The organism is Variovorax sp. Soil_C_12 (genome assembly GCF_057657375.1).
Genome location: NZ_JBDGIO010000003.1, coordinates 44404 through 57632 on the forward strand (window position 1 = coordinate 44404; position 13229 = coordinate 57632).

General features: G+C 66.3%; 10 protein-coding genes. 2 read left to right on the forward strand and 8 right to left on the reverse strand.

Annotated features, from left to right (window positions below; all coding sequences use genetic code 11):
* The first annotated feature begins 64 nt into the window (after window positions 1–64).
* Window positions 65–985: a LysR family transcriptional regulator gene (locus tag AC3A6X_RS08880; protein ID WP_487841856.1), complete on the forward strand. Its 921-nt coding sequence runs from the start codon at window positions 65–67 to the stop codon at window positions 983–985.
* 15 nt (window positions 986–1000) lie between these two features.
* On the opposite strand, the gene AC3A6X_RS08885 is transcribed toward AC3A6X_RS08880, so the two are convergent.
* The 6 genes from AC3A6X_RS08885 to AC3A6X_RS08910 form a co-directional block, all read right to left on the reverse strand.
* Window positions 1001–2122 carry a hypothetical protein gene (locus AC3A6X_RS08885; protein WP_487841857.1) on the reverse strand — a complete coding sequence of 374 codons (1122 nt, stop codon included), beginning with the start codon at window positions 2120–2122 and terminating at the stop codon, window positions 1001–1003.
* Window positions 2123–2147: 25 nt separating this feature from the next.
* Window positions 2148–3371 carry a hypothetical protein gene (locus tag AC3A6X_RS08890; protein ID WP_487841858.1) on the reverse strand — a complete coding sequence of 408 codons (1224 nt, stop codon included), beginning with the start codon at window positions 3369–3371 and terminating at the stop codon, window positions 2148–2150.
* A gap of 5 nt (window positions 3372–3376) precedes the next feature.
* The gene (locus AC3A6X_RS08895) at window positions 3377–4441 is read right to left on the reverse strand and encodes a hypothetical protein (protein WP_487841859.1); all 1065 of its coding nucleotides are present in this window, start codon (window positions 4439–4441) and stop codon (window positions 3377–3379) included.
* A gap of 191 nt (window positions 4442–4632) precedes the next feature.
* A complete protein-coding gene (locus AC3A6X_RS08900; RefSeq protein ID WP_487841860.1) occupies window positions 4633–5556 on the reverse strand; it encodes a dimethyl sulfoxide reductase anchor subunit family protein in 924 nt (307 codons plus the stop codon).
* The gene (locus AC3A6X_RS08905; RefSeq protein ID WP_487841861.1) at window positions 5553–6437 is read right to left on the reverse strand and encodes a 4Fe-4S dicluster domain-containing protein; all 885 of its coding nucleotides are present in this window, start codon (window positions 6435–6437) and stop codon (window positions 5553–5555) included. Before AC3A6X_RS08905 ends, AC3A6X_RS08900 begins: the two co-directional genes overlap by 4 nt.
* On the reverse strand, window positions 6434–9352 hold the full coding sequence (locus AC3A6X_RS08910) for a molybdopterin oxidoreductase family protein (protein WP_487841862.1): 2919 nt from the start codon (window positions 9350–9352) through the stop codon (window positions 6434–6436). The genes AC3A6X_RS08905 and AC3A6X_RS08910 overlap by 4 nt, the downstream gene beginning before the upstream one ends.
* Window positions 9353–9437: 85 nt before the next feature.
* Here AC3A6X_RS08910 and AC3A6X_RS08915 point away from each other — a divergent pair, with 85 nt between their 5' ends.
* Window positions 9438–10340 carry a LysR family transcriptional regulator gene (locus AC3A6X_RS08915; RefSeq protein WP_487841863.1) on the forward strand — a complete coding sequence of 301 codons (903 nt, stop codon included), beginning with the start codon at window positions 9438–9440 and terminating at the stop codon, window positions 10338–10340.
* Here AC3A6X_RS08915 and AC3A6X_RS08920 read toward each other — a convergent pair.
* Together AC3A6X_RS08920 and xsc are read right to left on the reverse strand one after the other, a co-directional pair.
* The gene (locus AC3A6X_RS08920) at window positions 10337–11296 is read right to left on the reverse strand and encodes a bifunctional enoyl-CoA hydratase/phosphate acetyltransferase (protein WP_487841864.1); all 960 of its coding nucleotides are present in this window, start codon (window positions 11294–11296) and stop codon (window positions 10337–10339) included. The genes AC3A6X_RS08915 and AC3A6X_RS08920 overlap by 4 nt on opposite strands.
* 20 nt (window positions 11297–11316) lie before the next feature.
* Window positions 11317–13128 carry a sulfoacetaldehyde acetyltransferase gene (xsc, locus tag AC3A6X_RS08925; RefSeq protein WP_106559960.1) on the reverse strand — a complete coding sequence of 604 codons (1812 nt, stop codon included), beginning with the start codon at window positions 13126–13128 and terminating at the stop codon, window positions 11317–11319.
* Window positions 13129–13229: the final 101 nt, after the last annotated feature.

Here is a 13229-nt window from a genome sequence, read left to right on the forward strand (position 1 = left end):
GTCCAATGCATATTGACGCCAGAATCAATGCACTGGCTGCAATCGCCGGGCAAGGAGCCTCCCCATGGATCTCAAGCGCTGGGCCCACATCGTCGCGGTCGCCGACCGTCGAAGCTTCATCCGCGCCGCGGAGCAGGTGCATCTCAGCCAACCGGCGCTGACGCGCAGCATCCAGGCGGCGGAAGCGGAGCTGGGCCTGCAGCTCTTCGACCGCGGCACGCAGGAGGTGGTGGCAACGCCTGCCGGCGAGTTCATCGTGGCGCGGGCACGGCAGCTGCTGTTCGACAGCCGCTGCCTGCAACGCGACGTGGAGCTCTATCGCAGCCGCGGCCTGGGCGACACCGCGTTCGGCGTGGGGCCCTTCCCGGCCGCGACCTTCCTGTCACCGCTGCTGGCCGCGCTGCGGCGGGAGTTCCCCGGTATCCAGCTGCGCGTGGAGATCAGCAACTGGCAACTGCTGCTGAAGCGCCTGGTCGAAGAGGATGTGGAGTTCTTCGTGGCGGACACGCGGGACCTGCCTGCGGACCCTGTGCTGCAGGTACGCGCCCTGCGCGATGAGCCGGGTCACTTCTACGTGCGTGCCGGCCACCCGCTGACGATACACAGGAGCGTCACGTTGCAGCAGGTGTGGGCGCACGGCGTCCTGTCGGTGCGGCTGCCCGCCGACGTGCGTGCCGCGGTCTCACGCCTCCTGGGCCTGGCATCGCCGGACGCGCTCTCGCCGGCCCTCGAGTGCGACGATGTCGAGATCCTGAAGAAGGTCGCGCTGGGCTGCGACTCGGTGCTGGCTGCGCCGCATGCCGCGGTGGCGCAGGAAGTCGAGGCGGGCACGCTTCACGCCTTGAAGGTCACGGGCCTGCCGCCGCTCTCGGCGCAGATGGGGGTGGTCACCCTGCGCGGGCGCACGCCCTCGCCGATGGCGGAGCTCATCATGGGGCGGCTGCCGATGGCGCCCGTGCGAAGGGCACGAGGTCGCGGCGCCTGAGGGCGCCCTCTCGCATCAAGGATGCCTCGGCATGGTTGGAGGTGCATCAGGTGTTTGCACCGGGCCCACGGCAGGTCCGGTGGGCATCTTGAACACGGGCTTGGGAGCGGGCGGTGGCGCGTTCTTCATTCGTCCCTCGATCGTCTCCGCGAGAAAGCGCACATAGCTGTTGCCAGGATTCTGCTCAGAATGGCGGCGAGAGATGGCCGCCAGCTTCTGCACCGGCGAATCCGGCTCAGCCTCCGCGAGGAGCGGCATCGCGTCCCATGACGAGAGGTATGCCAGCAGCTTGCGCGGATCGGTGCCGGGCTCGCTCAGCTTGGCGACGATGATGTCGTCCATCTTGCGGCCCGTCTTCGCGCTCTCGATGGTGGCGCTCGCGCGCAGCCATGTGCAGTAGCGAAGGCCATCCGCCCCGCCGTACAGGCCCACCTCCCGACCGAAGTCGGGCTCCGTGGCGCGCAGCAGCTGGGCCATGTCCTCGGAGGACTTCAGGAAAGATGCGGCACTGGATTCCTGGTCACTGTTGAGCCCGGACGCCAGGATGTCGGAGGCGAGTCGATTGGACGACTTCAGAACTTCCGCCATGAATTCCTTTTGCTTCGCCGGTGGCGCGCTGGGGATAAGGTGCGCGATCTCGCGAAAGTAGGCATCGGTGGGCAAGGCGCCGCTTTGGAGCGCCTGATCGAGGACCTGCTTGGTGTCCGGCAGATAGCCCAATCTCGCGTAGTACATCGCGGCATAAGCTGCGACTTGCTGGTTCGAATCGGCAGCGAGATTTTTCAACTCAAGCGCGATGGCATGGTTCGCGCCGGATGTGTTCTTGGGGTTGTAGAGGGCGAAAAGGATGGAAGTCATCGCGATCCTTTCCTCGTCGCTCAGTCGGCCACTGCGTGAAAGCCCGAGGGCCAACGTGGCCGACAGGGGCGTCGCGGGGATGCCATTCGCGTGCATTTCCTCCAGGACAATGCGCCCCTGTATCCCAGGCATCGGCTTATAGGAGCGCAGCGGATTCCGTTCGTCGATCTTGGGGGCAGCAACCGCCACGTTGGCCCGATGCTCGGCAGTACCGTTCAAGAGAACAACGACACTCGCGAGACCAGCTATGCCTAGCAATAGCCAAGAAAAGATTTTCATTCGGCTGTGACCAGGAGTCTTCCGTTCATGGGTACTTCGGCACGGACTGAGGCGCCTCAAGTGTTTGCACCGGGGGCACGGCAGGTCCGGTGGGCTTCTTGAAAACGGGCTTGGGCGCGGCAGGTGGCGGGTTCTTCATTTGCGCCTCGATCTCCTCCGCGAGAAAACGCATATCTCTGTTGCCAGGGTTCTGGTCGGATTGGCGCCGGGCGATGGCCGCCAGCTTCTGCACCTGCGAATCCGGCGCGGCCTCTGTAAGCAGCTGCATCGCATACGGCGACGAGAGGTATGCCATGACCTTGCGCGGATCGGTGCCCGGCTCGCTCAGCTTGGCAACGATGATGTCGTCCATGTTGCGGCCCGTCTTCGCGCTCTCGATGGTGGCGCTCGCGCGTAACCACGTCTCATAGCGCAGAGCATCCGTACCGCCGTACTGGCCGATCGCCCCACCGAACTGGGGCTCTGTGTCGCGCAGCAGCTCGGCCATGTCCTCGGACGACTTCAGGAAAGGCGCGGCATTGAAGTCCTTTCCACTGTTGAGCGCGTCCGCCAAGATGTCGGAGGCGAGTCGATTGGACGACTGCCGAATTTCCGCCATGAATTCCTTTTGCTTGTCCGGCGGTGCGCTAGTGATGAGATGCGCCAACTCGCGAAAGTAAGAATCGATATCCAAGGCGCCACTCTTGAGGGCCTGCTTGAGCACGTGCTCGGTCCCCGGCAAATACTCCAAACCGGCATAGTACAGGGCCGCGTCGTGCGCGATCTGCTTGTTCGGGTCGGCGGCGAGCCTTTTTAGTTCGAGCGCGATGTCTTGGTTCGCGCCGGATGTATTCTCCCGGTTATAGATTGCGGAAAGTACAGACGTCATGGCGATTTTTTCGTCGTCGCTTAATCGGCCATCGCGTAAAAATCCCAAGGCCAACGTCGCCGACAGCGGCGTCGCGGGGATGCCTTTCGCGTAGAGCTCATCCAAGGCAATGCGCCCCGCTAAACCTGGTGTCGGCTTATAGGAGCGCAGTGGATTCTGTTCGTCGATCTTGGAGGCGGCGACGGCCACGTTGGCCTGATACTCCGCAGCGCTGCTATTCGAAGGTTTGCCGGCACTGCCAAAAGTGCTCGCCGGGCTCGAAGTGGCAACCTGCATCGTCGGTAGACCAGTCTTTGGCGCCTCGGACGCAAAGTTGTAGTAGACGCTGAAGGCACTCGCGAGACCGGCCATGCCTAGAAGCGTCCAATGGAGTTTTTTCATTCGACTTATCCTCCGAAGTTCTTCAATAGCTGAAATACGACTGCAGGAACGATGACAGCCGTCAGGGTGCTCTTTCTGAATGAATTCCATCGCGAATACGGCGAATCCGGAGATGCAATTTGAATTGGGTTGCCACGCCGATCCACCTGCCCCCCAGCGGTGAAGATGTTGTAGATATCTTTCACAAAAGTATCGCAGCGATACTTTCCCCTCTGGTATGGGCTGGTTTCTGATTTCGGAAGCACCGGAACAGTGTCGATTTGCGGTGTGTAAACAGCACCCAATCTATAAATCTGGAGTGCACGCGCATTCATGTCCCTCCGGCTTGCCAGCACTTGGCCGGGCTTATTCGTGCAATCTTGCTCGAAACATCCTTTGACGTAAAAATCCGGAATGTTCGGGTAACCTGCACCCCAGTAAGCGTTTGGCCCCTGCGCTCGCACAGTTGATTTGAAGTTATCGACTGTCACGTACTGAACGACGAGGAACTCGTTCATGACTTGATAAATGTTCGTGCCGTCGAAATAACCGACATGCCCAGGCGCAGCAAGGAAGCCTACGAGAGCGCGCCCCACCACATCACCCGCCTGCTTTGGCTCAGGCTTGTTCAGATCTGGATCGGACCCAATGCCCCAGATGGCTTGCCCGTTTGCGGCCACGACAACGAGATTGCCATCGTCTTGCGGTTTCAAATATGCACCTGCATTGCCGGAGGTCGCGGAATACCAAGTCGCATAACGCGCAGGCGGCTCCTTGTAGTAAACGGGCTCGCTTTTTTGTACCGGAAGGGGCGGCGGGTCGTAGTAGGTGACGGCATTTCCATCGCCCTGCATGACCAGAAATCCACCGGGAAGATTAGATGTGCCGGTATTCCAGCGCACTGCTCCATCGGCCACCCGGTAATACACGAGATTCCCATCGCCCTGCATGATCAGCACGTACTGCTGATTGTCCGAATAGATGCTTTGCCCCGGATACATCACCGACCCCGGTGCCAGGATCGCGGCGTTGGCAAGTCCGGCGACCAAGAACAGGGCGGCGGCGATCACCTTCGAAATCAACTCCCTCATTTTTTTCCTTCGGCTGTTTAACCACCCCGGAATGGAGCGGCGGCCGATGCTAGGCGCTACCTATTCAACCGACAACTACCAGAGTTTGTAGTTGTGCCAAGTCTGGAAATTTGGTAGTGCATTCCATACGTGGATATCGATGGACGCAAAAAAGCCGGCACGATGTGCCGGCTTTTTCTTGCCTGCGCCCCTCAGGACACGACTTGGTAATACAGATTCTGCGGATGCCGCGCCTGCGCGAAGAAGAACCAGCGCTCAGCCATCAGCCCCGGCGCCTGCACCAGCAGCGCCAGCACGAAGGCGAGCGTCGACTGCGAGGCGATGCCCCACAGCAGCAGCAAAGCCGGCAGCGCGAAGCCCAGCACGATGAAGCCCAGCTTCACCTGCTTCAGCGCCGCACGGCTCGCGCCATGGAAGAACTCGCGCGTGTTGAATGAGCCAGCCGACATGCCCATGGACTTCTGCACCAGCTTGGGCGCACGGATGCCGGTGGCCGTCTGCAGGGTGGAGCGCGGCACCAGCGCGGCATTGCGGCGCAGCGACAGCGTGCGCGTGCCCCAGGCGGCGAACGTGACGGCGAGCGCGCAGGGGCCGCTCACGCGCAGCAAGGCCGGCTCGCCCGCGAGCGCCGCCAGCGCGCTGGCGAGGATCAGCCCCGAGGACAGCCCGATCAGCGCGAAGTTGACCAGCGTCAGCGGCTGCGCCCATTCCTGGATGAAGCGCAGGCAGGCGTAGATCATCGCGGTGCAGTACCAAAGCAGCGCCGCGACGGCGATCGCGGCCAGCGGCAGCCATGGCGCATGAATGCCGTTGCGAAGCGCCAGCCACCAGAGCGCGACCACCGCGATGAAGCTGGGCAACACGATCACCTCGCGCGAGAGCCACGAGGTGCGCCACATCAGCACCGCGCGCCAGGCGCGCTCGGGCCGGCCCAGGTGGCCGAAGGAGGCGCCCAGGCCGACCAGCAGCATCGCCTCGGCCACGATCAGCGACAGGCTCACGAAGCCCGGCGCGAGCGCCATGCCGGCCAGCGTCGCAAGGGCCAGCGTGACCACCAGGCCCTGCGCGGCGCCGGCCACGGTGGTGAAGACGACGACGGAGAACGCCGGGTTCACGACAGGCCTCCCAGCTTCGGCTGGATCCTGGTCGCACCGCCCGCTTCGTTGGTGACGCGCCGGGGCAGGTACTGGTTGGCGGGGTTGGTCTCCCACTCCGGCATCAGCGAATAGCCGCCGCGCTCGCGGATCGCCTTCGAGACCTCGGACTCCGGGTCCTTCACGTCGCCGAACAGGCGCGCGCCGGTCGGGCAGGCCTTGACACAGGCGGGCTTGCGGTCTTCCTTGGGCAGCTTCTCGTCATAGATGCGGTCCACGCACAGCGTGCACTTGGTCATGACCTGGCGCTCCTCGTCGAGCTCGCGCGCGCCGTAGGGGCAGGCCCAGGCGCAGTACTTGCAGCCGATGCACTTGTCGTAGTCCACGAGGACGATGCCGTCTTCCTTGCGCTTGTAGCTGGCGCCGGTGGGACACACCGGCACGCAGGGCGGGTCCTGGCAATGCAGGCAGCTCTTGGGGAAGTGGATGGTCTCGGTGCCGGGGAAGGCGCCGGCCTCGTAGGTCTGCACGCGGTTGAAGAAGGTGCCGGTCGGGTCGGCGCCATAGGGCTTCTCGTCGGCCAGCGGGCCGGCGCTGCCGGAGGTGTTCCATTGCTTGCAGGAGGTCACGCAGGCGTGGCAGCCGACGCAGACGTTGAGGTCGATCACCAGCGCGAGCTGCTTGGCCAGGGTCTCGCCGGGCTCGGCGCGCACGCTGTCGCGCCCGCTGCGACGTGCGGTGCTGCGCTGCGCGACGGGCGGCTCCAGCTCCGCTTCACGGGCGGCGGTGGCGGCCGATCCGCAGCCGCAGCCCTCGCCACAAGTGCCGCCCGCCACTTCCAGCGCGGGCTCGCGCACCGGCTGCCCGGTGGACGCCAACAAGTCCTTCAGCCACTGCATCATTTCCTGCTCCTTCCCGCGAAATAGGTGAGCACGCTCGCCGCCTTGCCCAGCACGCCCGGCGCGGCCGGCATGGTGGCGATCTGCGGGAAGCTCTCGTGCGGCTCGTCCGGCTCGGCCGGCCGGATGCGCACCCGCACGTCGTACCAGCCGGCCTGGCCGGTGACCGGATCGGAGTTGCTGATGCGCTTGCCATTGAAAGGCAGCTCCTCCGAGATCAGGTGGTTGAGCAGGAAGCCCTTGCGCGCCTCGTCCGCGCCCGGCGCCAACTGCCAGGCGCCGTCGGCCTTGCCGATGGCGTTCCAGGTCCACACGGTGCCGGGCTCGACCGCCTCGCTGTAGCGCAGCATGCAGCGCACCCGGCCCCACTGGCTCTCGACCCAGCACCAGCCGCCGTCGGCAATGCCGGCCGCCTTGGCGGTGAGCGGGTTCACATGCAGGTAGTTGTGGCTGTGGATCTGCCGCAGCCACGCGTTCTGCGAATCCCACGAGTGGTACATCGCCATCGGCCGCTGCGTGATCGCATTGAGCGGATAGGCCTCCAGCTCGGTCGCCGCCTCCTCGAGCGGCGGATACCAGAAGGGCAGCGGATCGAAGTAGGTGTCGATGCGCTCGCGCAGCGCGTCCGGCGGCTGGCGGCCGGCGCTCTTGCCCTGGGCCGCGAGGCGGAAGCTCTGCAGCGTGTCGGAGTACAGCGCGAGCTGCACCACGTCGTTCTTCTGGCGCCAGCCCTTGTCCTTGGCGAAGTCCAGGTACTCGCGGTTCCAGTTGCGCATGTAGTGCATGGTCTCGGGCATGTGGTACTGGAACACGCAGTTGTTCTCTGCGTAGGCCTCCCACTGCTTCGGATTGGGCTCGCCGCGCAGGTGATCGGTGCCGTCCTTGCCGCGCCATCCCATGAGGAAGCCGATGCCCGGCTGCGGCTGGAAGTTGACGACGAAGTCCGGGTAGTCGGCAAACTTGCGAGCGCCTTCCGGCGTGGTGAAGGCCGGAAACTTCATGCGCGAGGCCAGCTCGATCAGCACCTCCTGGAAGGGCTTGCACTGGCCGGTGGGCGGCACCACCGGAATGCGCACCGAATCCACCGGCCCGTCGAACTCCGAGATCGGCCGGTCCAGCATGCTCATCACGTCGTGCCGCTCGAGGTAGGTGGTGTCGGGCAGCACCAGGTCGGCGAAGGCCACGGTCTCGCTCTGGAAGGCGTCGCAGACCACCAGGAAGGGGATCATGTACTCGCCCTTCTCGTCCTTGCGGTTGAGCATCTCGCGCACCGCCATCGTGTTCATGCTGGAGTTCCAGGCCATGTTGGCCATGAAGATCAGCAGCGTGTCGATGCGGTAGGGGTCGCCCTTTACCGCGTTGGTGATCACGTTGTGCATCAGCCCATGGGCCGAGAGCGGATGCTCCCACGAGAAGGCATGGTCGATGCGGATGGGCGAGCCGTCGGGGTTGATGGCCAGCTCCTCCGGGTTGGCCGGAAAGCCCAGCGGCGCCGCGTTGAGCGGGGTGTTCGGCTGAATCATCTCCGGTGAATTGAAGGCGCGGTAGTTGGGCACGATGTGCCGCGGGTACGGCGCCTTGTGGCGGAAGCCCCCCGGCGCGTCGATGGTGCCCAGCACGCTCATCAGCACCGCCAGCGCGCGCACCGTCTGGAAGCCGTTGGAATGCGCAGCCAACCCGCGCATCGCGTGAAAGGCCACCGGGCGCGCCTGCGTGGTCGGGTGCTTCTTGCCCCACGCATCGGTCCACGGGATGGGCAGCTCGAAGGCCTGCTGCAGCGCGGTCTCGCCCATCTCGCGCGCCAGCTTGCGGATGCGGATCGGGTCGATGCCGGTGATGGCCGAGGCCCACTCGGGCGTGCAGCTCGCCACGCGCTCGCGCAGCAGCTGGAACGAGGGCGCGACGCGCGTGCCGTCGGCCAGGGTGTAGTGGCCTTCGAGGGCCGGGTCGCAGCCCTCGGCGATGCCTTCCGGGTAGGCCGGCTTCACGCTGCCCGAGGCCTTGTCCCACACCAGCTTGTTGTGCGGGTTGCGGCCGTCGCCCGGCGGCCCGCGCTCAGGGTCGAAGGCGAACAGGCCCTGGCGGTCGCAGTCGTCCAGCACCACCAGCTGCGGCGCGTTGGTGAAGCGCTTGAGGAAGGCGTGGTCGACCAGCTCGTTCGCGATCAGCTCGTGCAGCAGCGCCATGAAGAGCGCGCCGTCGGTGCCCGGCTTGATCGGGATCCATTCGTCGGCGATCGCCGAGTAGCCGGTGCGCACCGGGTTGATCGAGATGAAGCGACCGCCATTGCGCTTGAACTTGGCGAGAGCGATCTTCATCGGATTGCTGTGGTGGTCCTCGGCGGTGCCGATCATCACGAACAGCTTGGCGCGATCGAGGTCGGGCCCGCCGAACTCCCAGAAGCTGCCGCCCACGGTGTAGATCATGCCGGCGGCCATGTTGACCGAGCAGAAGCCGCCGTGCGCCGCGTAATTGGGGGTGCCGAACTGGCGCGCGAACAGGCCCGTGAGCGCCTGCATCTGGTCGCGGCCGGTGAAGAGCGCGAACTTCTTCGGATCGGTGGCGCGGATCTTCGCGAGCCGCTCGGTCAGCAGCTCGAAGGCGCGCTCCCAGCTGATGGGCTCGAACTCCCCTGCCCCGCGCTCGCTGCCGGGCTTGCGCAGGAGCGGCTGCGTGAGCCTTGCCGGCGAGATCTGCTTCATGATCCCCGAGGAGCCCTTGGCGCAGATCACGCCCTGGTTCAGCGGGTGGTTCGGGTTGCCGTCGATGTAGCGCACCTCGCCGTCCCGCAGATGCACGCGGATGCCGCAGCGGCAGGCGCACATGTAGCACGTGGTGGTCTTGACCTCGGTGTCCGCCGTCGGCGTCGGCGAAGCCAGCGGATCGTGGAGCGGTTCGCGCGAAAGGAAGTTGAACAAGGCGCTGCCTCCGGTTGTCGTGGGGTGTTCGCTACCCATGATAGGGTTGTGCCTCTGAACAAAAAAGCAGGTAATTCAGCTCACCATGACCGAAAAAATCGATCATCGTCTGCGCCTCACCCTGCGCCAGCTCGAAGTCTTCGCGGCGACTGCACGCGAGGGCTCGACGCGCGCCGCGGCCGGCCGCGTGGCGCGCTCGCAGTCGGCCGCCAGCGCCGCGCTGGCCGACCTGGAGGCGGCGCTGGGCGCCCAGCTGTTCGACCGCATCGGCCGCCGCCTGGTGCTCAACGAGAACGGCCGCGCCCTGCTGGCCCGCTCGGTCTCGCTGGTGGACCAGGCCTCGGAGCTGCAGGCCATGTTCTTTGCCGACCAGCAGGCGCCGCTGCGCATTGCGGCCAGCTTCACCACCGGCGAGTACCTGCTGCCGGAGATCGTGCTGCGCTGGAAGCAGCACAACCCGCAGGCGCGCGCGCGGCTGATCATCGGCAACACCACCGACGTGATCGCGGCAGTGGTCGGCTTCGACGCCGATGTCGGCTTCATCGAGGGCCGGCAGACGCACCCCGACCTGCTGGTGCGCCGCTGGCTCAGCGACGAGATGGTGATCGTGGCCGCTCCCACCCATCCCTTGGCGGGCAAGATCGTGGGCGTACGCGAGCTGGCCGAGGCCGCCTGGGTGCTGCGCGAGGAAGGCTCCGGCACGCGCGAGGCCACGAACGACTGGCTCGGCCGTCGCCTCGGGCCGCTCAACATCGAGCTGGAGCTGGGCAGCAGCCATGCCATCAAGCGGGTGGTGGCCTCGGGCGTGGGCATCGGCTGCATGTCGCGCTACGCAGTGGCGGACGCGCTGGCCGAGGGCTCGCTGGTCGAGCTGAAGACCACGATGCCGAAGAACTCGCGCGCGCTCTCGATCGTGCTGCATCGGGAGCGGCGGCCGGGGCGCACGATGCAGGGCTTCATCGATTACTGCCTGGCCGGTCCGCGCTAGCTCGGATCCTGCGCGCCGAGTACTGCCAGCGCCACCGAGGCGATGCGCGAAGGCAGCGAATCCGCCCGCGAGGTCAGCACGATCGGCACGCGCGCGCCCAGCACCAGCCCGGCGCATTCGCCGCCGCCGATGTAGGTGAAGCTCTTGTAGAGCATGTTGCCGGCGTTGAGGTCGGGCACCAGCAGCAGGTCGGCATCGCCGGCCACGCGCGACGCCATCTTCTTGATCTGCGCGGCCTGGGCGGAGATCACGTTGTCGAACCCGAAGGGGCCTTCGACCAGCGCGCCGGGCCAGGCGCCGGCGCGTGCCATCGCCACCAGCGCCTGTGCGTCGACGGTGGCCGGGATGGCCGGATTCACCGTCTCCACCGCGGCCACGATGCCGACCTTGGGCTGCGCGATGTCCAGCTTGCGCAGGAGCGCGATCGCGTTGCCCAGGATGTCGCGCTTGGCGTCCAGCGAGGGCGCGATGTTGACCACGCAATCGGCCAGCCCCAGCAGCTTGGGATAGCGCGGCAGGTCGAACAGGAAGAGATGGCTGATGCGCGTCTCGCCGCGCAGGCCGATGGTCTTGTCGACCACGGCCGACATCAGCTCGTCGGTGTGCAGGGAGCCTTTCATCAGCGCGCCCACCACGCCCTGGCGCGCCATCGCGACGGCACGGCGCGCGCTCTGCTCGGCGGTGTCGCTGCAGTCGATGATCTCGAAGTCGCCGGCATCGACGCCGGCCGCGCCGGCGGCCCGCAGGATGTCCTCGCGCGGGCCGATCAGCACCGGCTGCGCGAGTTCCTCGCCGCGGATGCGCGCGGCTGCGTCGAGCGCCGCCGCATCGCACGGGTGGACCAGACCGATGCGCACCCGCCGGCCCTTCGCCCGCTCGCGCGCCTGGGCGACCAGCGCGTCGAGCCGGGGGTGGGCGGGTTCCGCCGTCGCGAGCTGCAGTGCGGCTGAAGCCATGTCGCTGCTTCGGCCCGTGCTCAAACGAAGTCTTTGTACTTATCGAGGTGGCGGATGGGCTTGGCCAGCGCATCGCGGCGGAACGGGTCGCCCAGCTCGCGCGTGCACATGACCTCGATCACCGTGGTCTTGCCCTGGTTCATCTGCATGTCCACCGCCTTCTTGAGCGCGGGGCCCACGTCCTCCAGCCGGTCGACCACGATGCCCTCGGCGCCCATCGCCTTGGCGATGCCCGCGAAGCTCTGGTTGTCGAGCTCGCCGGCCACGAAGCGGCGGTTGTAGAAGTCGACCTGGTTCTTCTTCTCCGCGCCCCACTGGCGGTTGTGGAAGACCACCGCCGTGACCGGGATGTCGTGGCGCACGCAGGTCATGATCTCGACCATGCTCATGCCCCAGGCGCCGTCGCCCGCGTAGGCGATGGCGGGGCGGTCGGGCGCGGCCAGCTTGGCGCCGATCATGGTGGGCAGCGAGTAGCCGCAGTTGCCGAAGCTCATGGGCGCGAAGAAGCTCCTCGGCTCCTCGAAGCGCAGGTAGCTGTTGGCCACCGCGTTGATGTTGCCGATGTCGGTGGAGACCATGGCGCGCGGCGGCATCGCCTTCTCGAGCTCGCGCAGCACCTGGCGCGGGTGCAGCCACTTGCCGCCTTCCTTCTCGGCCTCCTGGATCATGTCGAGGCTGTAGGGGTCGCGCTCATGCGTCCAGCCGTCGAGCTCCTTCTCCCAGGCGGCCTTCTCTTCCTTGATCTTCGCGGCGCGTTCGGCCTTGGTGGCATCGCAGGCGAGCTTGCGGTCCGCCAGGCGCGCGAGCAGCGCCTTGGCCACGGCCTTGGCGTCGCCGTGGATGCCGACGGTGATCTTCTTCACCAGGCCCAGGTTGGTGTGCTCGGCCTCGACCTGGATGATCTTGGCCTCCTTGGGCCAGTAGTCCATGCCGTGCTGCGGCAGCGTGCCGAAGGGGCCCATGCGCGAGCCCAGCGCGAGCACCACGTCGGCCTGCGCCATCAGCTTCATCGCGGCCTTGCTGCCCTGGTAGCCCAGCGGGCCGGCCCACAGCGGATGGCTGGCCGGGAAGGAGTCGTTGCGCAGGTAGCCGTTGGCCACCGGCGCGCCCAGGCGCTCGGCCAGGGCCTTGCATTCCTCGACCGCATCGCCCATCACCACGCCGCCGCCCGAGAGGATGACGGGGAATTTGGCCGTGGCCAGCAGCTCGACCGCCGCCGCCAGGCTGTTCTCGCCGCCCGAGCCGCGCTCCACGCGCATGGGCTTGGGGATCTCGCACTCGACCTCGCCGTAGAAGTAATCGCGCGGGATGTTGAGCTGGGTCGGGCCCATCTCGGAGATCGCGCGGTCGAAGCAGCGCGCCGTGTACTCGGCCATGCGCTTGGGGTTGTTCACGTGGCCCTGGTACTTGGTGAACTCCTGGAACATCGGCAGCTGGTTGGCCTCCTGGAAGCCGCCCAGGCCCATGCCCATGGTGCCGGTCTCGGGCGTGACGATCACCACCGGGCTGTGCGCCCAGTAGGCCGCCGCGATGGCGGTCACGCAGTTGCTGATGCCGGGGCCGTTCTGCCCGATCACCACCCCGTGGCGGCCCGAGACGCGCGCATAGCCGTCGGCCATGTGGCCGGCGCCCTGCTCGTGCACCACCGGGATCAGGCGGATCCCGGCGGGCGCGAAGATGTCCATCGCATCCATGAAGGCCGAGCCCATGATGCCGAACATGTCGGTCACGCCGTTGGCGACCAGGGTCTCGACGAAGGCCTCGGAGGGCGTCATCTTCTGCACGCCGGTGACGGGGGTGCGGGCGGGCGTGGCGGGGGGTTGCTTGCTCATGGAAGGGTCTCCTTGGGTCGGCGAAGGTCGCTGGGTTTCTCGAAAGTTGGAACAAGTGGTTCCGGAATTCGTGTTGGCGGAATATAGGCCCCGGTTTGGCC

Coding starts and splice junctions, on each gene's coding strand:
- AC3A6X_RS08880 (WP_487841856.1), top strand. CDS start 65: ATGGATCTCAAGCGCTGGGCCCACATCGTCGCGGTCGCCGACCGTCGA.
- AC3A6X_RS08885 (WP_487841857.1), bottom strand. CDS start 2,122: ATGAAAATCTTTTCTTGGCTATTGCTAGGCATAGCTGGTCTCGCGAGT.
- AC3A6X_RS08890 (WP_487841858.1), bottom strand. CDS start 3,371: ATGAAAAAACTCCATTGGACGCTTCTAGGCATGGCCGGTCTCGCGAGT.
- AC3A6X_RS08895 (WP_487841859.1), bottom strand. CDS start 4,441: ATGAGGGAGTTGATTTCGAAGGTGATCGCCGCCGCCCTGTTCTTGGTC.
- AC3A6X_RS08905 (WP_487841861.1), bottom strand. CDS start 6,437: ATGATGCAGTGGCTGAAGGACTTGTTGGCGTCCACCGGGCAGCCGGTG.
- AC3A6X_RS08915 (WP_487841863.1), top strand. CDS start 9,438: ATGACCGAAAAAATCGATCATCGTCTGCGCCTCACCCTGCGCCAGCTC.
- AC3A6X_RS08920 (WP_487841864.1), bottom strand. CDS start 11,296: ATGGCTTCAGCCGCACTGCAGCTCGCGACGGCGGAACCCGCCCACCCC.
- xsc (WP_106559960.1), bottom strand. CDS start 13,128: ATGAGCAAGCAACCCCCCGCCACGCCCGCCCGCACCCCCGTCACCGGC.